This is a genomic window from Neptunomonas sp. ABH4_499 (assembly GCF_056160565.1).
The window spans coordinates 16,494-38,273 of the sequence record NZ_JBSWXK010000025.1; the positions used below are offsets into that span (position 1 = coordinate 16,494).

A 21,780-nucleotide genomic window follows, 5' to 3' on the forward strand; every position below is an offset into this window, starting at 1 on the left:
TTTTTAGGCCTTCTTGTCCGTTTCCGCCGTAGCAGTAGCGGAGTCCGGTGTGGCTTCGCTTTGCTCAGCGTCGGATGGCAACAAGCGAGGGAGGTCCGTTGTCATCATCGCAATACCATCTTGCATGACGGCCAACGTGCGGTCCGTTTCACCCATAAACTGCAGTAAGCGGGACAGCTCGCTGTAGGTCTCAGGTGATTTCTCAAGGGCTAGGCTCTCTTCGAAGTACTTAGCCGCGCCTTCCCATTTCTCGTTACGCATCGCAAGGCGACCTAACGTCAGTTTCAAAGAGGCACTTTCGGGGTGCTTGGCTTCCCATGCTTGAGCAACTTTATATTGCTTAGCGGCATCTTTGGCTTGGATACGACCGTACAGTCGAGCCAAGCCTTCATCCCACTCTTTTTTCAGTTTGTTGTGAACGAAGGCTTCGGCTTTCTCGTCGGAGCGCGCTTCGATCAACAGCTCAACGTACTGGCGAACCATCAACTCATCTTTGGAAAGATGGTTTGGCAGGTTATTCCACTCATGCGTTAGCGCTTTTAAGCGCGCATCCACATCGGCTTCGGCCGGAATGCCTGACAAGGCGCTGCCCAGCAGTTGTGCATAGCAGGTTTGCTCAAGCTCATTAAGCGTGCTTTCACGATACACTTTTTGTTTACGCAGCTTTGGCAAAAGGTCGGTCAGTTTTTGCCAATCTTCCAACTGGATGTACACATCTTTAAGAAGACGCATAACAGTCGCGTTGTTCGGGGCTAAACGACGAAGGCGCACGAGGTTGGCCAACGCGCTTTCTCGATCACCGCGCTCCAGTTGGATCTGAGCTTGAGTTAAGTTGATCGCGATATCCGCAGACGGTAACTCGTTACGTGCTTCTTGAAGGATCTCATCCGCTTCGGTCTCTTTACCTTCCTCGTGCGCAGCACGCGCTGCCGTCAGGTAGTTCACCAAAGGCAGGGCTGAGTGCTCTGCAGAAAGCTTCAGCAAGCGCTGTGCTTGCCACCAACGGCCCTCGTAGAACGCCAACAAACCTTTCATGGTTTTGCGCTGAGCGGACTTCTGGCGATGACGATCACGCCACTCCAAGAGTTTGGTGTGCGGTAGTTTCGCGCGCAAAATCATTGTGACCGTTGCGTACAGCACAATGAAACCCAGCAGCAAAGCCAAGATTAATACCCACAACGTGGATTCGATCGTTGTGCCGCTGTACTCAATCAGGACATAACCTGGGTCCTGCACCATCTTTTCACCAATCCATGTGCCGACAGCCAGCACGATCAGCAGCAGGAGGAGAAGACGTTTCATCCAGCGGCTCCTTCTTGCTTAAGACGGTTCACTTTGGTCATGTAATCGCTCAGTGCATTTACTGCCGTGATCACCTCTGGCAATGGCGGGTTCACTTTAATGCCTTTAAGCTCAGCGATGGTGCGCAGCATGGAGCTCGCCACTGGGTCATCATTACGGTAGTAGGTGGATAACCACTCTTCGGCTTTCGCTAAGCTGGTTTCGTAGATCACCTGCTCTTTACGCAGTAGGGCAAGCTCGGCTTGTTCCAGCATCATGCGCACGTTCTGTTGCAGGTAGAAGTTCTGCTCGGGTGCCATCAGCGGCTCGATCTCTTCGTCGTGATGTTGAATCACCACCAGTTGGTCGAGCTTATCCATGGCGCGCGCCCAAGAGGCTTTGATTTTCGCCATTACAGACGGCTCAACCTCGTCTTCGGCCATCTCTTCGAGCAGGGATGGCAGCTCGTGCTTATCCATTAGATTTAGTGAGCGAAGGGTTTCCGCTTGATGGATCAACGCATCCAAACGGGTGTAAACACCGGTCACATCCACTTTAGGTACAGAGTCGAGCTTGGCGATGTCGCTGGCCAGCGCTTTACGCACATTAAAGATGGTCGCATCGTCAATTTCGGCCAAGATGGCATCCGCTGATTTAAGCAGAGGCAATGCGCCGCTGACGGACTGTTCCATCAAAACGTTTTGGTTAGCCAAGCGGACTAAGTACTCGGCTTCGGCCAACAACCAGTCTTTACGGGAGCGGGATTGGCTCGCTTCAAGACGCTGTACTTGATCAACCAGTTTGGTTTGCAGCGATTGCGCTCCGTCCAGCTGGCTTTTCGCGTTATTCACCAAGGTTTGTACTTGGCTTTGTTGCGTCGTTAATTCAGCACGGATGTCAGAGGCTTTTTTGTCCAGCTCTGTGCCCGATTGCTTAACCGTAAGGGCAGTTTTTTCGGCCGCACTGGTTAGCTCTTGTTTGAGCATTGCCAATGAGGAGGCATCTTGTTGCTGCTTGACCGTGCTTTGCCAGAAAAGGTAACCGCTGGCACCGAGTGACGCTAATGCGATCACGATGGCAATCACTGCCGGTGCTTGTGAAGGTTTTTTCTCTGAAGGGGCGGCAACCACGGTGTTTTCTAACACTGGGGGTACTGTGTTGCTGTTGGTGTCAGGCTTAGATGTTTTGTTGGGCGCAGAATCGCTCGCCTTTGATGCCTGAGTGTCACCGCTAGATGAATCCTTTGCCGAGGTGTTGGCTGGCTTCTCTGTCGGTGTGTTGTCCTTTACGTCGTCCGTCTTTTTCCCGGTCTGTTTCATGCGTTGGCTTCCGAGTCATTGTGTTGCAGCGCGTCAGTCATGGCGATGTCGTCAGGGCCTTCTGCAACCATTATCTGTGTAAAACCTTGTTGTTTGGCCAGTTCGGCAATTCGTTTGCTTGGCACGACAAGCGTGCAATTCAGCAGGGGATTGATACTGAACTGGTTTTTCGAACCTTTCGCAACTGTAACAAAGTTGCTTAGGGCCTCGCCACTGGTAATCAGGATAGAGTCTGGTGCAGATTGATAAATTCGACTTTCGATAATGGAATCGTCGTAATCTGGACACACTCTGTCGTAGAGGTTTGCATACTCAACACTCGCCCCTCGTCCACTGAGCCCCTCTTCAAGCGTCGGGCGACCCCCTTGACCTCGTAAAATCAATATTTTGCTGCCCTCAACGCCTTCTAGGTGGGGCATATCCAGCATCGCTTGTGAATCAAACCCTTTGGCTGAGCAGGATGCCTCAATCCCGACTTCGGCCAAGATGGCCTGTGTGGTTTTGCCAATCGCAAACCAGTCGATGCCGACAGGCAGTTGTGGCCAGTATTGATCGATCCAATCAAGGGCGATGCGGGCTGCGTTTGGACTGATGCAGATCACCATGCGGTACAGATCCAAATTCATGATCTGATGCTTGATCAGCACAAAGCGCTCATCACCCTCACATACCGGCTTAATGTCCAAAAGTGGCAGAGGGATACAGTGTGCCCCAAGGTGCGTTAACCGTGCTTGAATGGCGTCAGATTGATGCGCTGGACGGGTAACTAACACATGCCGCCCAGCCAGTGGCCGATCCGTCATGTCAGTCTTGGCCATAGACGACGGAAAGAATCTCATCGGCACCGCGTGCCAAAAGACGCTCCGCCACACGGATGCCCATTGCCTCTGCCTCGGATGGGTGGCCGCGTTCCTCATCACGGAGCACGGTTGTGCCATCTGGCTTGGCCACTAAACCACGCAGGAACAGCTCATCTTTGGCTTCGTTTAACGTTGCAAAGCAAGCGATCGGGACTTGGCATCCACCTTCTAAACGTCGGTTCATGGCGCGTTCGGCCAATACGCAAGCGGCGGTGTCAGGGTCGTGCAGTGGTTTGAGTAACGCGTGCAAAGCTTCATCATCGGTTCGGCATTCGATGCCTACGGCGCCTTGGCCACCGGCGGGCAGAAAAATATCGTCTGATAATTCAGAGCGGATGCGCTCTTTGAGGTCTAATCGCAAAAGACCTGCTGTGGCTAAGATGATCGCATCGTATTGGCCATCGTCGAGTTTGCCTAAACGGGTTTGCACGTTACCGCGAAGGTCATGGATTTCAAGGTCTGGGCGTTGCTCTCGCAGCAGCGCTTGGCGGCGAAGCGAGGAGGTGCCAACAATCGCGCCATGTGGTAGCTCAGAAACGGTCTGGAATTTGTTCGACACGAACGCATCGGTTGGGCGCTCGCGTGGGCAGATCACCGACAGTCCCAAACCCTCAGGAAACTCCATCGGCACATCTTTCATCGAGTGCACCGCAATGTCGGCGCGCTTTTCAAGCATCGCGACTTCCAGCTCTTTCACAAACAGGCCTTTGCCGCCCACTTTGGCCAACGGCGTATCCAAAATTTTATCGCCCCGGGTCGTCATGCCCAGCAGCTCAACCTGGATGCCAGGGTGATGCTTTTCGAGCTCCGCTTTGACGTATTCGGCTTGCCACAGGGCAAGCAGACTTTTGCGGGTGGCAATTCGGACGACAGGGTTCTGCATAGCGTTGATCTCTCTTTGCCACAGCTCCCGTGCGTGGGCGCTGCGTATCCGGTTTGTGAGTTAAATTTATCGAGTCGGCGATTGTAACAGATAGCCACTGTCTCGCCCGTTTTCAGGTCAATAAAGCCTACTTTATCCGATAAAGCTGATATAATCGCCCATCGTTTAAAAGACGGAATCGCACTTTCGTACGGGGACTTAGGGTCTTCCGTTTTAAAAAAAGATCCGTTTACCTTAATTCAGCTGCAATGAGAGGTCACCATGAGTCAGAAAACCAACCAGCAATGGGGTGGTCGTTTTAATGAGCCAACCGATGCGTTTGTTGCACGTTTCACCGCATCAGTAGAGTTCGATCAACGGATGTACAAGCAAGACATCCAAGGCTCGGTGGCCCATGCAACCATGCTGGAAAAAGCCGGTGTTCTGACCGTGGAGGAGCGCGATGCGATCATCCAAGGCCTTGGCGAGATCCAAGCCGACATCGAAGCCGGTCGCTTTGAGTGGTCGATTGAGCTTGAAGATGTGCACATGAACATTGAAGCGGCACTGACTCAAAAAATCGGCATTACCGGTAAAAAACTACACACTGGCCGTTCGCGAAACGACCAAGTGGCGACCGATATTCGTTTGTACGTCCGTGATGAAGTGGATCATGTCTTGGCCGAGATCACACGCCTTCAAGAGGGTATGGTTGGCCTGGCCGAGCAAGAAGCCGATACCATCATGCCGGGCTTCACTCACTTACAAACCGCACAGCCTGTCACCTTCGGCCATCACTTGATGGCGTGGAACGAGATGCTGATGCGCGATTACGACCGTTTTGTGGACCTTCGTAAGCGCGTCAACATCATGCCTTTGGGGGCGGCTGCATTGGCGGGTACCACTTACCCAATCCAGCGTCAGATCACGTGCGAGCTGTTGGGCTTTGATGCGCCTGCAGAAAACTCCTTAGATGCCGTATCGGATCGCGATTTCGCCATCGAATTTTGTGCTGCCAGCAGCGTGTTGATGATGCACTTAACGCGTATGTCCGAAGAGTTGGTTCTGTGGACATCGGCGCAGTTTAACTTCATTAATCTGCCAGACCGCTTCTGCACAGGCTCATCCATCATGCCGCAGAAGAAAAACCCGGATGTGCCAGAGCTGGTGCGCGGTAAAAGCGGCCGTGTGTACGGTCATCTGTTTAGCTTGCTGACCTTGATGAAGTCCCAGCCTTTGGCGTACAACAAGGACAACCAAGAAGACAAAGAGCCACTGTTTGATGCGATCGATACCGTAAAAGGCTGTCTGCGCGCATTTGCTGACATGGTTCCGGCCATCGAATCACGCAAAGACAGCATGCGTGACGCCGCGCTGCGTGGTTTCTCGACCGCAACCGATTTGGCAGACTACTTGGTACGTAAAGGAATGCCGTTCCGCGATGCTCACGAAGTGGTGGGTAAATCGGTGGCGTATGGCATCGAAACCGGTAAAGATCTGGGCGAAATGTCACTGTCTGAGTTGCAGCAGTTCTCGGATACCATCGGTGATGATGTGTTTGAAGTCCTGACGCTAGAAGGCTCAGTTGCTGCGCGTGATCATATTGGTGGTACGGCACCAAACCAAGTGCGAGCGGCGGTTGTACGCGCGCGTGAGCGCTTAGCGGCGCGCTAAATTAAACAACAATAGATGTGATCGGCCCTGTTAATGACAGGGCACTCGTGCAGTAAAGGGATTTGAGTTGATACATCGTTTACTTGATTACATTGGACGTGAACATAAAAACCTAGAACCCGAGGAGGAATTTATTCTCCTTCAAGGGTTTTTAGGGGTGGTTGCGATTCTGCCGTTCGCGCTGTGGCGCATCTTCACGGGGGATCACGATCAAGGCTTCGTGGATCTGTTCATCGTATCCTCGATGGTGATTGTGGGCTTTTATGTGCTCTCGACGGGGCGTTACCGCCTCTCGGGTTTTATCTTCACCCTGACCTACGCGCTTGGGATGGTGCTTTCTGTGCATGTTAAAGGTACAGAACTGCTGTTTTGGGCGTACCCGGTTACCTTAGCCTGCTTCTTTACCGTGCGTATATTAGAAGCGGGTGCGATCTCTCTGTTTTGTCTTGTCCTTGTGCTTTGGATCATCAAAGATCAACAGCCGCTTGAGGTCTCGGTGCGTTTTGCCGTGACTTACCTATTGGTGGCTTTGTTTGCATTTATCTTTGCCAGACGCGTTAACCGAGATAGGGTGCGGCTATCCGAAGAAGCCACGCAGGACCCACTGACTGGGGCGGGGAATCGCCGAGCCTTAGATGATGAGATAGAAGCCGTGGTGCAGCAGCAGCGAAAGGTACCGACCGAGGTTGCCATTTTGCTGTTTGATATCGATTTCTTCAAAACCATCAACGACAGCTTTGGTCACGATGTGGGCGATAACTTCCTGAAACGCTTTGTGCAATTCCTAATGATGCAGATTCCGCCAAACGCGCGTTTGTACCGCTTAGGGGGCGAGGAGTTTGTGCTGGTTCATCACACCTCGTTGGATGAGGCACGCATTTTGGGAGAGCGTATTCGAGGCTCGCTTGAGAAAACCCGTTTGATTCCTGAGCTGTCGGTGACAGTATCGATCGGCATCGCCGCTTTGCACGAAGGTGAAGTCGGTCGGGATTGGATTCGAAGGGCCGATAACGCGCTGTATCGTGCCAAGCACGAAGGGCGAAACCGCACCTGCATCGAGCAATAAAAAAAGGCTCTGTCTCCAGAGCCTTCTCTTGTTGGATCAGCCTTTCATCTTACGGTAGATCAGCAGAATCAAGACAGCGCCGCCGGTGGCGATGGCGAAAGAACCGAGGTTAAATCCATCGACCTTGCCCAAGCCTAGGAAGGTGCCAATAAAACCACCGACCATAGCGCCACCAATACCCAGCAACATCGTGATAAAGCAGCCACCGGGGTCTTTACCTGGCATCAGCCACTTTGCTAATGCACCGGCCAGTAAACCCATAATGATCCACGAAATGATACCCATAGATCTATCTCCTTAATGCCGTTAGATATGAGTCGATGCTGGATATCTAACCGCGAGAAGGCTGAACCGTGTATGAAATCGGATCAGTTCAGCGTGATATCAACCATCAAGTCGCTGGCAATCGCTTCTAAAGCGCTTTGAAGCTCGTCTGTATCCACATCCGGTGGGGCCAGTAACGCGGCTTCCGCTTTGAACAACAGCTCAGCTGACATAGAACCTGAGACAAGTTCGGTATCCAAGTGTTCCACATTGATTTTACGATTCGCCAGCGCCGTCGAGATATCTCGAACGATGCCGGGCTTATCGTGACCGATCAACTCCAGCGTTAATGGCTGGAAATCCACCGTTGCTGAAGGCTCATCACTGTGTTCCACCGCAACCTTAAGACCGGCCCCTGACAAGGCTTGAAGCGCTGTGGTCAGCGGGGTAACCTGAGCCTCCGGTACATCAATTAAAACAATGCCGGCAAATTTACCGCCTAAACGTGAAAGCCCTGACTCTAACCAATTCCCTTCGTGTTCCAGAACGGTGTTGGAAAGACGCTCAACCAAACCCGGTTTGTCCGGGCCAATAACCGTTAACACCAGCGATGTCATGCTCTTAGGCTCCCTCTATGTACATTTGATCTGACAGGATACTACACAAGTATGGATACCGTGCTAAGTGCTTTGTGGCCGATTTTTGCGTTGCTTGTTTTAGGTCAGCTAGGCCGCAGGTATCAGTTTCCGGGGGATGGTTTTTGGCTGCCTGCTGAAAAACTCACCTACTTTGTGCTGTTTCCGGCCATGTTGGTCGATAAGCTAGGTCGGGCCGATATGAGCGGCGTACCGCTTTTGGAAGTCGCCATTGTGGTGGTAGGGCTGCTCGTGGTTGGCACGCTGATCTGTTATCTGATCAAACCTTGGCTTAAGGTCAGCGCACCTACCTTTACCTCGTTTTACCAAGGCGCTATCCGCTTCAACACCTATGTAGCCATCGCGGCGGCCGCAGCACTTCTGAATGAGCAAGCGATTGCCGTATCGGCGGTGATCATTGGCTTGATGATCCCCTTGATTAACCTCTTGTGCATTTTGGTCTTCTCGATGCACACCTCAGCCTCGCCAAGTGTGCTCGGTGTCTTTAAGAATTTACTGAAGAACCCGTTGATTCTGGCTTGCTTGGGCGGCATCACCCTGAATGTAACCGGCTTAGGTGTGCCGGAGATGGCTCACTCGGTTGCGGCTTTGCTTGGCAGTATGGCGTTGCCACTGGGATTGTTGACGGTGGGGGCAGGGCTTAACTTATCCACACTTAGAACCGGTCAAATGACCATCTGGGCCTCTTCGTTGGTCAAGTTGCTGTTGTTTCCATTGATTGTTTTTGGGTTATCCAAAGCGATGGGGTTCTCGCCGGAGATGGTGGCTCTCTTTACCATCTTTGCGGCGGTCCCAACGGCCCCTTCGGGTTACATTTTAGCCCGTCAATTGGGCGGTGATACGGAGCAAATGGCCGCTATTATTACCGGACAAACCTTATTGTCGTTTCTGTCGATGCCGATCGTTCTTTCGTTCGTTCTGTGAATGAAAATGGGGATGGATAGTGGATAAGCGCTAAAAATGGCGCTTTTTCAGGCATTTTTTGGACATTTTTAAAAAATAAACTAGCTTTTTATTGTAAGTGACCGAAATGTTGAGTCGCGAAGGTTGATTTTTTTACAGGATGTGGAAAACTCTTACTCCGTTAGGATGAAGTCCAACTTTTCCGTTTTATCAAGTTGATCCATTAAAAAAAATCAGAGCGTTTGCAATGCGAAAAGGTCCCGATTTGGTAATGGTTGTCGTTACCGCATTTATCGTAGGCTCTATTATTACCGGCGTGTTTTCTCAAACGGACTTCGAGATTGCGTCTTTGGTAAACCAAGTTTTCAGCCGACAAGGTTAATCGGATTTAACCCGGCTGTTCTTCCCGTCAGACACCTCTGTCATAGGCCTTCTTGCCTGAAAATTCAGGATTTAGCCTTGTAAAAGGCCTTATCGGTCAAAATACCGCGAAGCGGGACATCCCAAGACGCGGTCGATAACTGAGGCACTTTTTGCAGCTCGTGCGCTAAGCCGATCAGTTTCGGGTGCTGTAATCCAACGCGTTGTTGATAGGCAAACGTACGGTCATAATAGCCACCGCCCATACCCAAACGCCCGCCCTGTGTATCAAATCCAACCAAGGGTAAGAACACCAAGTCCAACGCTTTCGCATCGCACCAGCCGTTATAGGGCGGCTTAGGCTCCCAAATCTTGTATTTGTTGCGGATCAGAGGAGTGCGCGGTGTGTAACGCACAAACCACAAGCGATTATGGCTAAGTGGGTGTAACACTGGCAGGTAGACGGCTTTGCCGTGCTTCCAGCACCATTGGATTAAAGGGTGTGTCCCGATCTCGCCATCGCTCTCAAGGTAGATGCCGATGCGTTTAGCGCGGTGTAATGCCAATGTTTTCGCACGGGATAATAACTGCCCGGCGGCGCGTTGCTGTTGCTTAGTGGTGAGAGCGCGACGGTGTTTGCGTAGGGTTTTTCTGAGGTCCGAACGACTCAGCTTGGACAGATCGGTCGGGTTCAAAAGAAGACTCCCCAAAGTGCCGTTATCGGTTGTGGCCCTGAACCCGAAGGTTCAAGGAGGAAATTCTCGAGGCATATTAGGCTTTCCGAGGACGGACATGCTCACAATACCCACTAAGAAAATCCAATCTGGTGATTATCGGCTCGAGGGACTTAACCAATGGTCGAACACCTCAGGGAGCCATTGCATTATAGCGTTTTTTGATGCGTTGTCAGGGCTTGAAATTTTTCCTGACAATGCTATGAGAAAACGCTATTTGTCTGATTTTAAAGAATAAAAAAACCGAAGCTTGTTTGAAAACGACGCGTTTATGTCGGGTCTTTCTTGTCCATTTTGGACAGGGATTGATCAATTTTCTGACCCAGACGTTGAATTCTGGATTCAAGTTCTTCTTTTTGTTCGGCTTTGTACTGGAGTAATTCATGCGACATGTTTAAGGCGGCCATCACGGCGATGCGCTCAAGGCCTAATAGTTTGCCCGTATCGCGAATCTCACGCATTTTTTGATCGAGGTACTCGGCCGATGCAAACAGGTCAGCTTGCGCGCCATCGGGGCAGCCCACCACGTACTCTTTATCCATGATGCGGATGGTGACTTTATTATCCTTACCCTGCGTCATATGTTTTGCTCCAGTGTTTTAAGACGCTGTATCATCTTCTCGACTTGCGTGCGGGTTTGATCATTCACTTGCATAAGGCGAGCACGTTCTTGGCGTGCGCTTCGCTCAGACTCGTGCAGGCGGGCATTTTCCAGTTCCAGCGCTTCACAGCGGGCCAAAAGCTGATCTATTTTGTGCTCAAGAGCAATCAGGTAACGTTCAGTCATTATCCATCCGGTCGATCGGTACGAATCATTCGTTCGTTTGACTATAAAGACCTGCTAAATCGGGGTCAATTCGGTCTTGGCGTAAGGATACGTTACACTAGCGCAGGGTCAATCCATTTTGAGGGCATTCAACGTAGAATAGAGGCCCAATTTCGGTGACTAACCCATTGAGATCCATTTAAAAAAGGTATGCTAAACCCCATGACAACCCCAAGCCCCGACGAGTTACTCACCTTTGATTTGATTGCCAATGTGCTGGTGTCTGAAGATGTTTTTGTTGTGTCTCCTGCCGAACTGCACGGTTTATTAGCAGGGCAGCTGGCGTCGGGTGCGCGCATGCAGCCATCGGTTTGGCTTAAAACCGTATCAGAATTGCTGGAGATCAGTGATCTGAGCCACGAATCCAGTAAAGTGGGGCTGGTTGGTTTGTACCAGCAAACACTGGGGCAGTTTGAAAGCGAAGGCCTAAACCTTGTGATGCTGCTGCCGGATGATGATGCAACGTTATCGCAACGCATTGAAGCTTTAGGTCAGTGGTGCCAAGGCTTTATGACCGGTTTCGGTTATCAAGGTAAGCAGACGGATCAGAGCCTGTCGGCCGAATCACGCGAAACGCTGCAGGACTTATCCCAGATTGCCCAGATTGTGGGCGATGAAGAGGATCGCGCTGGGGCCGAATCCGATCTGATGGAGCTTGAAGAGTACGTGCGCATGGCGGCGATTATGCTCTTTTCTGAGTGTAACCAAGGCGGCGATGTCATTGAAGCTGAGCCTACCCAGTTGCATTAATCTTAGGTGTGGATGAATCATTATCAGCACCCCTCGATCGTAACCAAAAGGATAGCGTTATGAGTTACCCCACCGTCAGCGCCGACACATTTGCAGAGCGTCGCACGCGCTTGGCTGCCCAGCTTGACGATGACAGCGCGGTGATTGTCGCCGGTGCGCCGATGCAGCACCGCAACAATGATGTGGAATACCCGTTTCGTCAGGAAAGCGATTTTTTCTACTTAACCGGTTTTGATGAGCCCGATGCCTTACTGGTATTGACCAAGGTGGCTGGGGTGGTGAGCTATCACCTGTTCTGTTTACCCAAAGACCCAACAATGGAGATCTGGAACGGCTATCGACTCGGCCCAGAAGGGGCCGTCGAGACGCTGGGGGCCGATGAAGGCCACTCCTGTGATGAGATCGACGAGATCGTACCGGAGCTGCTGGATGGCATTCAACAGCTCTATTGGGTGATGGGGGCGCATGTAGGGCTAGAGCCTCAAATTGAAGGTTGGTTAACTCAGATGCGCGCGCATCGCCGTCAAGGCGTCAGCGTACCCACCCGCATGAGCGATCTTGCACCGACCCTCCATGAGATGCGTTTGATCAAATCCGCCGAAGAGATCGCCGTGATGCGCGCGGCTGGCGAGATTTCAGCGGCCGCGCATGTGGAGGCCATGAAAGCGTGTAAGCCAGGCCTTAAAGAGTATCAATTGGAAGCGACCATCACTCATCACTTTATGATGAATGGCTGCCGCTTACCCGCGTACTCCAGCATTGTGGGCGGGGGCGATAACGCTTGTGTGCTTCACTATGTCAGCAACCAAGATACGCTCAAAGAGGGTGATTTAGTGTTGATCGATGCCGGCTGCGAGTGGAACTACTACGCAGGCGACATTACACGAACCTTCCCAGTGGGTGGTCGATTTTCAGAGCCACAAAAGGCCTTGTACAACCTCTGCTTAAAAGCCCAGTACGCCTGCTTAGACATGATCCGCCCGGGTGTTCGCTGGGATGCGATCCACGACCGGTCGGTCGAGGTGATCACCGAAGGCTTGTTAGAGCTCGGCCTGTTAAGCGGGCCATTGGATGCCTTGATCAAAGCGGGTGCTCATCGTGACTTCTACATGCACAAGCTAGGTCACTGGCTGGGGATGGATGTACACGATGTGGGCGATTACAAAGTGGATGGCGAGTGGCGTGTGTTGGAGCCGGGCATGGTGATGACCGTTGAGCCTGGCATCTATGTATCGCCGCACAACACCCACGTGGATGAGCGCTGGCGCGGTATTGGTATCCGCATCGAAGATGATGTGGTCATTACGGAAACCGGCTGCGAGATTTTAACTGCAGGTGTCCCTAAAGCGGTTGAAGAGATAGAAGCCTTAATGGCTGAATCGGTATGAAACACGAGTACGATCTGATCATTATTGGCGGCGGCATGGTCGGCGCCAGCTTAGCGGCGGCTTTGCTGCCGGTGGCCAAAGCGCTGAATCTTTCCATCGCGATGATTGAAGCCAATCCGTTGCCCGATGGCGATTTAATCGCTTATCAACCCAGCTACGATAGCCGAGCGACAGCGCTCTCGTATGGCTCACGCTGCTTGTATGAGCAGATCGGCGTATGGCAAGCACTTTCGACCCATGTCGCGCCAATCCATCACATCCATGTCTCGGACAAAGGGCACTTTGGTGCCACCCGTTTGCATGCCGAAGAAGAGGGCGTGAACGCCTTAGGCTATGTGGTCGAGAACCACTGGCTGGGCCGGACGTTGCTCAATCATCTTCAACAACACGAAAACCAGTCGCATCTGACCGTGATCTGTCCGGCCAATGTGACGCAGGTGAGTCATTCTGACCAAGGCAAAAGCCAAGTTACGGTCGAGCGGGCCGGTGATGCGCCGCTAAATCTGACCACCGAGCTTGTGGTGATGGCGGATGGCGGACGTTCGTCGTTGCGAGAGCAACTGGGCATTGGTTACCAAAAAACCGAATACGATCAACATGCGGTGGTGGCGGTGATCAGTGCCGATCAGCCGCATCAGCAAATCGCCTACGAGCGTTTTACCGATCAAGGGCCGGTGGCACTGCTGCCGCTACTGGATCAAGAGGGTTATCACCGCTCCGGTCTTGTGTGGACCGTCCCAGATGATGAATTAGAAGCCACGCTTGCCATGAGTGATGAGGCTTTTATGGCGGCCGTTCAAAAGCGCTTTGGATACCGCGGCGGGCGTTTCATTAAAGTTGGCCCACGGTATCACTACCCATTAAAACGTGTTTTGGCCGATGAGCAAGTGCGCTCAGGATTAGTCGTCCTAGGCAACGCTGCTCATGCACTGCACCCCATTGCTGGCCAAGGCTACAACTTGGCGTTACGGGGTGTGATGGACTTGGCGGAGCATCTGATCAGCGCACGCGAAGCGGGGGCGTCGTTGGGGGATTTAACAGGGCTTCAGCGCTATTACCAAAAGCGGGTATCGGATCAACAACGGACCATCGGTCTCAGTGATAAGATCATGCGTTTGTTTTCCAATAATCACCCGCTTTTAAGCGTTGGTCGCTCCATCGGTTTACAGATGATGGATGTCTGCCCATCGGTTAAAACCGTGTTTGCTCGCGGTGCGATGGGGTTGGATATTCCTGCACCCGACTTAACCTTAACGCCAGTCAAATCGACACATACGGGTGCCTAAGACTCAGGCATTAGTCATTCAGCGGCTTTTAGAGAAGAGATTTAAGTGAAAGCGAAGACTCAAACTCAAGACAATACCCCGGTTAACGCCGATGTTGTGGTGGTTGGCGCTGGTATGGTGGGGTTGTCCTCGGCCATTGCGCTCTCTAAGGCTGGGCTTAAGGTGCATGTAATTGAGCAGCGCGACGTCGACCTATCGGGTGTTGAAACGTGGTTAAGTGACGCGCGCACTCAAGGGTATGACCCACGTGTCAGTGCCTTAACGTTAGCGTCTCAGCAATGGCTTACCTATGTAGGCGCATGGCCTCACATCACGCAGCAGCGCCTATCACCCTACACCGATATGGATGTGTGGGATGGTGAAGGCTCAGGCCATATTCACTTCTCCTCTCGTGAGCTTCATGAAGCGCAGCTTGGCCACATTGTCGAGAACCGCGTCACGTTAGCAAGCCTTTTCATTGAGGCGCGTGAGGCGAGTGACCTTACTTGGCACCAAGGTGTCACGGTCAAAGGTCTAAGCGCTCCTAGTAGTAAAGATAAGCACACCTACCGAGAGATCACACTTTCTGATGGCGAGGTACTGCGCGCGCAATTGGTGATTGCGGCCGATGGTGCTGAATCTCAGGTGCGTAAGCTTGCGGCCGTACCGATGTGGATGTGGGATTACGGCCACCATGCCATCGTAACTACCGTTACGACAGAAAAAGCGCATCAAGCGACAGCATGGCAGCGTTTCACCGACGATGGCCCTCTGGCGTTTTTGCCACTGGATGATCCGTTTACATGCTCGATTGTGTGGTCGACTTCGCCCGATCATGCCGCTTCGCTGATGGCGCTGGACGATGAAGCCTTCTGCCAATCGCTTGGGCGGGCGTTTGAGCACCGCTTAGGCCAAGTGGTTGCCACCGAAGCTCGACATAAGGTGCCGCTTAAGCAGCGACATGCAAAGCAGTATGTGCAAGCAGGGCTTGCGTTGATCGGGGATGCGGCGCACACCATCCACCCGCTGGCAGGGCAAGGCGTGAACTTAGGCTTTATGGATGCTGCGGCATTAACTGAGCAACTGATCCAAGCGCATAAAGCTGATCAGCCTCTTGGGGATGAAGCCTTATTACGCCACTATCAACGAGAGCGTCAGCAGGCCAACATTCAGATGTCGGCGGCGATGGAAGGCTTTAAGCAGCTGTTTGGCCATCAAGCGCCTTTGTTAAAGACATTACGGGGCTTGGGTATGAATCTGCTGAACCGATTAGATCCGGTAAAACAGCACATCGTGGTACGGGCGATGGGATTAAAAGGGGATTTACCGGCTTTGGCTCAGCGCAAGGTTCCTTTGGATGCAATGCCGAATGCGCGTTCAAAAAACGATTTTGTTAGTCCAAAGGGGCAGGCCTAACCGTTGAACTTGGGCGCTATTCCCTATAAATTGTCCTCCCTTTTTCGTTTTTTGGCGCATTGTGGTGTAGTTTTTAGCAAGATGGGCCAAAAAGTAACAGACAAATTCTGCGAGTTTTTGACGAATGGCTAAGAAGACCGCGTTGTACGACCTGCACGTTGCCCAAGGCGCGAAAATGGTCGATTTTGGTGGCTGGGATATGCCGATTAACTACGGTTCCCAGATCGAAGAGCACAACATCGTTCGCAAAGACGCCGGCATGTTTGATGTATCCCACATGACCACGGTGGATGTTACCGGTGCGGATGCGGCGGATTACCTGCGCCGCTTACTGGCGAATGACGTCGAGCGTTTAACGGTAAAAGGCAAAGCTTTGTACAGCGGTATGCTGAACGAAGAAGGTCGCGTTATTGATGACTTAATCGTTTACCGCATGACTGAGCCTCATGTACCGGGCGAATGGTTCCGTGTTGTGGTCAACTGCGCAACACGCGAAAAAGACCTTCGTTGGATGGCTGAACAAACGGCCCGCTTTGATGTGGCATTAACCGAGCGTCCAGAGCTTGCGATGATTGCGGTTCAAGGCCCAGAAGCGATCGCAAAAGCCAAAACCGTTGTGAGTGAATCTCGCCAACGTTTGATTGATGGCTTAAGCGTGTTCCAAGGCGCTGAGTCTGAAGGTTGGTTCTTTGCCCGTACCGGTTACACCGGTGAAGACGGCCTCGAAATCATGGTTCCAGAAGAAGACGTTGCTGCGTTTTGGCAGTCACTGACCGAGGCGGGTGTGACGCCATGCGGTCTGGGTGCACGCGATACGCTGCGTCTTGAAGCCGGCATGAACTTGTACGGTTCGGATATGGATGAAACGGTCACCCCTCTGCAGTCCGGCATGGCTTGGACCATCGCGTGGGAGCCGGAAACACGTCAATTTATTGGTCGTGAAGCGCTGGAAGCACAAAAGGCGGCCGGTGTGCCGGACAAGCTGGTTGGCCTTGTGATGGAGCAACGCGGTGTATTGCGTGGCCATCAAAAAGTGATCGTAGACGGCATCGGTGAAGGGGAAATTACCAGCGGTAGTTTCTCCCCTACCTTGGGTCTATCGGTGGCTTTGGCGCGTGTACCTGCGGGCACGGGTGACAGCGCTATGGTTGAGATGCGCGGTAAGCAAGTCCCCGTTAAAGTGGTGCGTCCACCGTTTGTTCGTCACGGTAAAGCCGTATATTCATAATTCTATAAAAGCGCTAAAGTAGACTCACACTTTAGCGTTAACCAGTGAACAGGAATCTCAAAAATGAGTGATATTCGTAACGAGCTGAAATACGTATCCAGTCACGAGTGGATTCGTGACGAGGGCGATGGCACTGTGACCATCGGTATCACCGATCATGCTCAAGATCTGTTGGGCGACGTCGTGTTTGTTGAATTGCCTGAAGAAGGCTCAACCGTAGGTGCTGGCGATGACGCTGGTGTGGTTGAATCGGTTAAAGCTGCATCGGATGTGTACTCTCCGCTGTCTGGCGACATCGTTGCCATCAACGAGCAACTTGAAGACGCCCCAGAGCTGGTCAACAGCGACCCTTACGGCGATGGCTGGTTCTTTCGCATCAAATTGTCTGATGTATCTGAGTTGGACGAGCTGATGAACGCTGAAGAATATAATGCTTTCTGCGAAGAAGAGTGATGTATAACGCTCACAAAAAACCGGCGATTGCCGGTTTTTTTGTACCTAAGCAAAGCGCATTGACTCCTTCATGAAACCTATCGCTCTTAAAGACGCAAACGTGTAAGCTTTAAGGTTCCATTTTATGGGGTAGATCTTGAGGTTTACCCTTAGTCAGTGCGTCAGCCGAGAGTGCCATGTCTCTAAGAACCTTACAGCTTAACAACGGTGCGGATCGTCGCCTTCGCGGTGGTCATGTTTGGATCTACTCAAACGAGGTGGATAACAAAACCACCCCCCTCAAACAGTTCGATGCCGGTGAACAAGTTGTCGTGGTTTCGGCGCAGGGTAAAACCATGGGTGTGGCTACCGTCAACCCGAATACCTTGATCTGTGGGCGCATGATCTCGCGCGATACCAAATTCCATCTGGATCGCTCTTTACTGGTTCACCGTCTAAACGTGGCTTTATCCTTGCGCGAAGCGTGTTTCGATGCGCCTTGCTACCGATTGGTGTACGGCGATTCCGATGGTTTGCCGGGCCTTGTCATTGACCGCTTCTTTGATGTCTTTGTGATTCAGATTTCGACCGCAGGTATGGAAGTGGTGGTGGATCAGATCATCGATGCCGTAAACAAAGTCTTCACGCCAGAGGCGATTGTGCTGCGTTGCGATGGCAAGATGCGCAGCATGGAAGGGCTTGAGAGCTACATCGAAGTGGCGCAAGGCGAAGTCTCCGAATTAGTGCGTCTTGAAGAGAACGGCGTACCGCTGTACGCACCGGTGTTAACCGGTCAAAAAACCGGTTGGTTCTACGATCACCGTGACAGCCGCGCCGAAATGCAGCGCCATGTCGATGGCAAACGCGTGTTGGATCTGTTCAGCTACGTCGGCGGCTGGGGCGTACAAGCTCTGGCGGCCGGTGCGGATCAAGTGACGTGCGTGGATGCCTCCGAAACGGCACTGGAAGTTGCGCTTGAGAACGCGAAGCTCAATAACGCAGAAGATCGTTTCATTGGGCTGAAAGGGGATGCCTTTGATACCTGTAAAGCCCTAATCCAAGAGCAAGAAAAATTCGATGTGGTTGTGGTCGATCCACCGGCGTTTATTGCCCGTCGTAAAGACATCAAAAACGGCGAACGTGCCTACTCGCGCATCAATAACCTGGCGATGCGTTTGCTGAAAAAAGACGGCATCTTGATCAGCGCGTCATGTTCGATGCACCTTGAGCGCGCCAGCCTGATTGATATCATTCGCTCCAATGCGCGTGAGTTGGATCGCACGGCTCAGGTGTTCCACCAAGGTCACCAAGGAGCGGATCACCCTGTGCATCCAGCCATCCCTGAGACCGATTACTTAAAATCGTTCAGCGTGCGTATCCTGCAAGGCAGTTAAGCGAAACGCATTGTTGCGGGCGGTTTCGATTCTTGCCGGAACGTTTCATGGTCTAATGAATCTACTCAATAAAGAGCCACAGTGTGGCTCTTTGTGATTTCAGAAACCAAGGAGTGTGACATGCATTATCGACGCTTAGGCCGATCCGATCTGAACGTAAGCCGTATTTGCTTAGGAACCATGACCTTCGGTCATCAAAACAGCGAAGCCGAAGCCCATGAGCAGCTCGATTATGCCGTTTCACAGGGCGTAAACTTTATTGATGCGGCCGAGATGTACCCGGTGCCAACGCAACCCGAAACTCAAGGTTTGACCGAAACCTACATTGGCTCTTGGCTTGAGAAGCGCGGTAACCGCGATGATGTGGTGATTGCGACCAAAGCGGCGGGGCCTGCTGAAATGACCTCGTTTATTCGTCCTGATATCCATTTTGATCGAGCCAATTTGCGTGAGGCGGTAGAGAACAGCCTTCAGCGCCTAAAGACCGATTACATCGACCTGTACCAACTGCATTGGCCTGACCGCCAAACCAACTTCTTTGGTCAGCTGGCGTACAAGCACGACCCGTCCAAAGACGGCACGCCGATCTTAGACACCCTGCAAGCGCTTAAAGAGCTGGTGGACGAAGGTAAAATCCGCTACATCGGTTTATCTAACGAAACGGCTTGGGGCACGATGACCTTCCTGAAATACGCTGAGCTGCATGACCTGCCACGTGTGATCAGCGTACAAAACCCCTACAGCTTGCTGAACCGCTCACCCGAAGTGGGCTTGGCTGAGGTGCTGCAACGTGAAGAGGTCGATCTGTTGGCCTACTCACCTCTGGGTTTTGGTGTGTTGTCGGGTAAATACCTGAACGGCAACATGCCAGATGACTCTCGTCTGGCCTTGTATCCGCGTTTTGCCCGCTACACCAGCGAACAAGGCATCAAGGCAACCGAAGCGTACGTGAACTTGGCCAAAGAGCACGGTTTGGACCCTGCACAAATGGCGCTGGCCTTTGTGAACAGCCGCCCGTTCATGGGCTCGAACATCATCGGTGCCACCAAGATGGACCAACTCAAAGCGAACATCGCCTCGGATGATCTTGAGTTATCCCTTGAGGTGCGCGACCGTATCGAATCGATCCACAATCGATTTACCTATCCTTGCCCATAAGTGGCTGAAACGATTGATAAAACCGGCCAAGTGCCGGTTTTTTAATAATGCCTACTTAGATGGTAATCGACATAAACTGTGAGCGATTTTTTTGATTAAAAAGTCATCAAACGTCATAATTTCGACTATGGAACAAGCCTCCGTTGGGATAGGGGCTTTACAAGGAAGTGATTATGTCGAAAGAGAAACAAAACGCCTCAAATCAGTCGCCGTCATTGGAAGATATCACGAATCGGATAATGAATGATGCCTTTAAACCTATCGAGGTGCCAAAGCCTACACCCGCTGGTAAGCCCACACCTGGGCCTGGTTTTACATCAAAAGGTAACCCGGAAAAGCGAGATTACGAGCCGTTACCGGAAGGTTACATACCACTATTGCCGCTTCGATTTGCTCTAAGCGACGAAGCCATACTGGGTACCCGTAACAAAGATAATCAATACCCTAGTCCACCCGAAGTCGGGGATCATGAAGGGTATGTCATAACGCGTATTCGTCGTGGATATGTCTACATTTATTATCCTGACGAAACGGAATCCGGTAAAAAATGGGAGGTTTTCCGCTACGAGACCGGTCGGGATGATGCCAATGGGCGTGAGAACCGAGATGATACTGACGAACGCCCAATAGCCCCTGCATATTCTTTCTCTAAGTACGATATTAATTCTGTTAAGGATGATAAATGGTTATTCGGTACGACGAGTGTAGGTACAGCAACCATCCCTGTAAGGGCAAATCAAAAAAGACTTTATATCGCGTACTCTGAGTTTCGTTGGCCGTATATCTACTTCAATGAGCTTGAACAGGACGAAGGTCTTTGTTTAGACCATATGACACCCGTCGTGCACGATGCTCCGGATGACGGGCAACAGCGATCGTTCTCTGAATTATATGACCTATCCGAATATTTGTACGATTCACCTTTTGATGTAGAAGGGTGGAAAGCGAATCACGAGCAATTGGACGCAAACGAATATGCCTTTAAAGGCTTAGGTCCGAATAAGCTTATTAACATAAACGATATCCGTTACACACAAATATTACCTGAATATGTTCCTAAAGCTTTTTGGGGAGCGGCCTTTAACGATGAAAGAGCAAGGCTGGTTGTACTAACAGACCCCGTAGCCGACCAATTAGATTTAAATGTGTATTCGGTGTTTCTTGCTAAATGGCTTGAGGTTTTTATAGGTATTCGTCATTACCCGCTCGTGACAGGGCAGTTTATAAAAGGTATCAAAGAAGAGAAAATTCGGGTTGCTAACAATCTAGATGAAAATGGAAAGGAGATTGAATCTGGATTTTGGGGTGGTTTTTCTATCTTTATGAAAGAATCATTGTCATTAGATGATGAGCTGACTCCGGACTTTGAGCCGTTGTATCAATCACTCACGTCAAGAATAGCGGAAGAAGAATCCGCAGTTGGCTTTGTTCTCTACAACAGTAAAAAACAACTGGAGAGCGAGTCTGGATACAAGTCTTTAGTCAGCATTTGTAATCAATATGCCTATGTGAATTTTAACAATTCTAAATATGAAAGCGACTATGTCGCTCAACTGGCCGATTATCAAACTAGGCTGTTTTCTCGTGTGTTTGAAGGCGTAGCCAACAGTAATGTTGGTAATCAATATCTCGATGCACTCTTAAATAAAACTGTACCAAAAAGAGCGGATGGTACACCGCAAGAGTTTTATGAGCTTCTCGAAGATAGCCTTGTTCTTGGTGATTATATAAAAATATTGAAGATAGGTGAGGGCTTAAGTGGCGCAATTAGCGGGGGTTTTAATTAGTCGCCCCTGAAAAATACGTAACCGTATGATTTATAGTGGTTTATAATGCGGTTCGATTATAGAAAACCCGCCTTTTTTGCCCTTCAGGGCCCAAATAGTTGCAGAATCGTTGATTTATGAAACCGAAGAAGAAGCTTTCAGAACCGCAAAACGATAT

General features: G+C 51.2%; 21 protein-coding genes and 1 other RNA gene. 12 read left to right on the top strand and 10 right to left on the bottom strand.

From position 1 onward, the window contains the following. Positions 1 to 3 precede the first annotated feature (3 nt). Genes ACXAF9_RS17335 through hemC form a run of 4 tightly spaced genes read right to left on the bottom strand, consistent with a single transcriptional unit; the run spans position 4 to position 4,343 of the window. Entirely contained in the window at positions 4 to 1,302 is a 1,299-nt protein-coding gene (locus ACXAF9_RS17335; RefSeq protein WP_475076444.1) for a heme biosynthesis HemY N-terminal domain-containing protein, read from the bottom strand. Further along, the gene (locus ACXAF9_RS17340; protein ID WP_475076446.1) at positions 1,299 to 2,600 is read right to left on the bottom strand and encodes a uroporphyrinogen-III C-methyltransferase; all 1,302 of its coding nucleotides are present in this window, start codon (positions 2,598 to 2,600) and stop codon (positions 1,299 to 1,301) included. Before ACXAF9_RS17340 ends, ACXAF9_RS17335 begins: the two co-directional genes overlap by 4 nt. Continuing rightward, the gene (locus ACXAF9_RS17345; RefSeq protein WP_475076448.1) at positions 2,597 to 3,403 is read right to left on the bottom strand and encodes a uroporphyrinogen-III synthase; all 807 of its coding nucleotides are present in this window, start codon (positions 3,401 to 3,403) and stop codon (positions 2,597 to 2,599) included. The genes ACXAF9_RS17340 and ACXAF9_RS17345 overlap by 4 nt, the downstream gene beginning before the upstream one ends. Position 3,404: 1 nt before the next feature. Further along, positions 3,405 to 4,343 carry a hydroxymethylbilane synthase gene (hemC, locus tag ACXAF9_RS17350; protein WP_475076450.1) on the bottom strand — a complete coding sequence of 313 codons (939 nt, stop codon included), beginning with the start codon at positions 4,341 to 4,343 and terminating at the stop codon, positions 3,405 to 3,407. 261 nt (positions 4,344 to 4,604) lie between these two features. Between hemC and argH the strand changes: the two genes are divergently transcribed. Both argH and ACXAF9_RS17360 read left to right on the top strand, forming a co-directional pair. Further along, positions 4,605 to 5,996 (top strand): argininosuccinate lyase, encoded by a 1,392-nt coding sequence (gene argH, locus ACXAF9_RS17355; protein WP_475076452.1) that lies wholly within the window; start codon positions 4,605 to 4,607, stop codon positions 5,994 to 5,996. A gap of 67 nt (positions 5,997 to 6,063) precedes the next feature. Next, positions 6,064 to 7,062, top strand: a complete 999-nt coding sequence (locus ACXAF9_RS17360) for a GGDEF domain-containing protein (protein WP_475076454.1) — start codon at positions 6,064 to 6,066, stop codon at positions 7,060 to 7,062. A 36-nt stretch (positions 7,063 to 7,098) separates the two neighbouring features. On the opposite strand, the gene ACXAF9_RS17365 is transcribed toward ACXAF9_RS17360, so the two are convergent. Then, positions 7,099 to 7,347 (bottom strand): GlsB/YeaQ/YmgE family stress response membrane protein, encoded by a 249-nt coding sequence (locus tag ACXAF9_RS17365; protein WP_475076457.1) that lies wholly within the window; start codon positions 7,345 to 7,347, stop codon positions 7,099 to 7,101. A gap of 83 nt (positions 7,348 to 7,430) precedes the next feature. Beyond that, entirely contained in the window at positions 7,431 to 7,943 is a 513-nt protein-coding gene (locus tag ACXAF9_RS17370; protein WP_475076459.1) for a glycine cleavage system transcriptional repressor, read from the bottom strand. A gap of 51 nt (positions 7,944 to 7,994) precedes the next feature. On the opposite strand from ACXAF9_RS17370, the gene ACXAF9_RS17375 reads away from it, so the two are divergent. Then, positions 7,995 to 8,906: an AEC family transporter gene (locus ACXAF9_RS17375; protein ID WP_475076461.1), complete on the top strand. Its 912-nt coding sequence runs from the start codon at positions 7,995 to 7,997 to the stop codon at positions 8,904 to 8,906. Between the two features lie 425 nt (positions 8,907 to 9,331). On the opposite strand, the gene ACXAF9_RS17380 is transcribed toward ACXAF9_RS17375, so the two are convergent. The 4 genes from ACXAF9_RS17380 to ACXAF9_RS17395 form a co-directional block, all read right to left on the bottom strand. Then, entirely contained in the window at positions 9,332 to 9,940 is a 609-nt protein-coding gene (locus ACXAF9_RS17380) for a 5-formyltetrahydrofolate cyclo-ligase (protein WP_475076463.1), read from the bottom strand. Between the two features lie 4 nt (positions 9,941 to 9,944). Next, a non-coding RNA gene (gene ssrS, locus ACXAF9_RS17385) (6S RNA) lies at positions 9,945 to 10,122 on the bottom strand. A 126-nt stretch (positions 10,123 to 10,248) separates the two neighbouring features. Then, a complete protein-coding gene (locus tag ACXAF9_RS17390; protein WP_475076465.1) occupies positions 10,249 to 10,560 on the bottom strand; it encodes a cell division protein ZapA in 312 nt (103 codons plus the stop codon). After that, positions 10,557 to 10,766, bottom strand: a complete 210-nt coding sequence (locus ACXAF9_RS17395; RefSeq protein ID WP_475076468.1) for a TIGR02449 family protein — start codon at positions 10,764 to 10,766, stop codon at positions 10,557 to 10,559. The genes ACXAF9_RS17390 and ACXAF9_RS17395 overlap by 4 nt, the downstream gene beginning before the upstream one ends. A gap of 201 nt (positions 10,767 to 10,967) precedes the next feature. Here ACXAF9_RS17395 and ACXAF9_RS17400 point away from each other — a divergent pair, with 201 nt between their 5' ends. From ACXAF9_RS17400 to ACXAF9_RS17440, 9 genes are all read left to right on the top strand, one after another. Next, entirely contained in the window at positions 10,968 to 11,555 is a 588-nt protein-coding gene (locus ACXAF9_RS17400) for a UPF0149 family protein (RefSeq protein ID WP_475076470.1), read from the top strand. A gap of 59 nt (positions 11,556 to 11,614) precedes the next feature. Further along, positions 11,615 to 12,943, top strand: coding sequence for a Xaa-Pro aminopeptidase (gene pepP / locus ACXAF9_RS17405; protein ID WP_475076473.1), 1,329 nt, complete (start codon positions 11,615 to 11,617; stop codon positions 12,941 to 12,943). Next, positions 12,940 to 14,229: a 2-octaprenyl-6-methoxyphenyl hydroxylase gene (gene ubiH, locus ACXAF9_RS17410; RefSeq protein WP_475076475.1), complete on the top strand. Its 1,290-nt coding sequence runs from the start codon at positions 12,940 to 12,942 to the stop codon at positions 14,227 to 14,229. The genes pepP and ubiH overlap by 4 nt, the downstream gene beginning before the upstream one ends. Positions 14,230 to 14,274: 45 nt before the next feature. Then, complete coding sequence (locus tag ACXAF9_RS17415; RefSeq protein ID WP_475076477.1) at positions 14,275 to 15,624, top strand: UbiH/UbiF/VisC/COQ6 family ubiquinone biosynthesis hydroxylase; 1,350 nt, start codon at positions 14,275 to 14,277, stop codon at positions 15,622 to 15,624. Positions 15,625 to 15,748: 124 nt separating this feature from the next. After that, the gene (gcvT, locus tag ACXAF9_RS17420) at positions 15,749 to 16,852 is read left to right on the top strand and encodes a glycine cleavage system aminomethyltransferase GcvT (RefSeq protein WP_475076479.1); all 1,104 of its coding nucleotides are present in this window, start codon (positions 15,749 to 15,751) and stop codon (positions 16,850 to 16,852) included. A gap of 63 nt (positions 16,853 to 16,915) precedes the next feature. After that, positions 16,916 to 17,305, top strand: coding sequence for a glycine cleavage system protein GcvH (gcvH, locus tag ACXAF9_RS17425; RefSeq protein ID WP_475076482.1), 390 nt, complete (start codon positions 16,916 to 16,918; stop codon positions 17,303 to 17,305). Between the two features lie 176 nt (positions 17,306 to 17,481). Beyond that, positions 17,482 to 18,678: a class I SAM-dependent rRNA methyltransferase gene (locus ACXAF9_RS17430; RefSeq protein WP_475076484.1), complete on the top strand. Its 1,197-nt coding sequence runs from the start codon at positions 17,482 to 17,484 to the stop codon at positions 18,676 to 18,678. A gap of 120 nt (positions 18,679 to 18,798) precedes the next feature. Beyond that, positions 18,799 to 19,836, top strand: coding sequence for an NADP(H)-dependent aldo-keto reductase (locus ACXAF9_RS17435; RefSeq protein WP_475076486.1), 1,038 nt, complete (start codon positions 18,799 to 18,801; stop codon positions 19,834 to 19,836). A gap of 173 nt (positions 19,837 to 20,009) precedes the next feature. Then, positions 20,010 to 21,623 (top strand): toxin VasX, encoded by a 1,614-nt coding sequence (locus ACXAF9_RS17440; protein ID WP_475076488.1) that lies wholly within the window; start codon positions 20,010 to 20,012, stop codon positions 21,621 to 21,623. Positions 21,624 to 21,780: the final 157 nt, after the last annotated feature.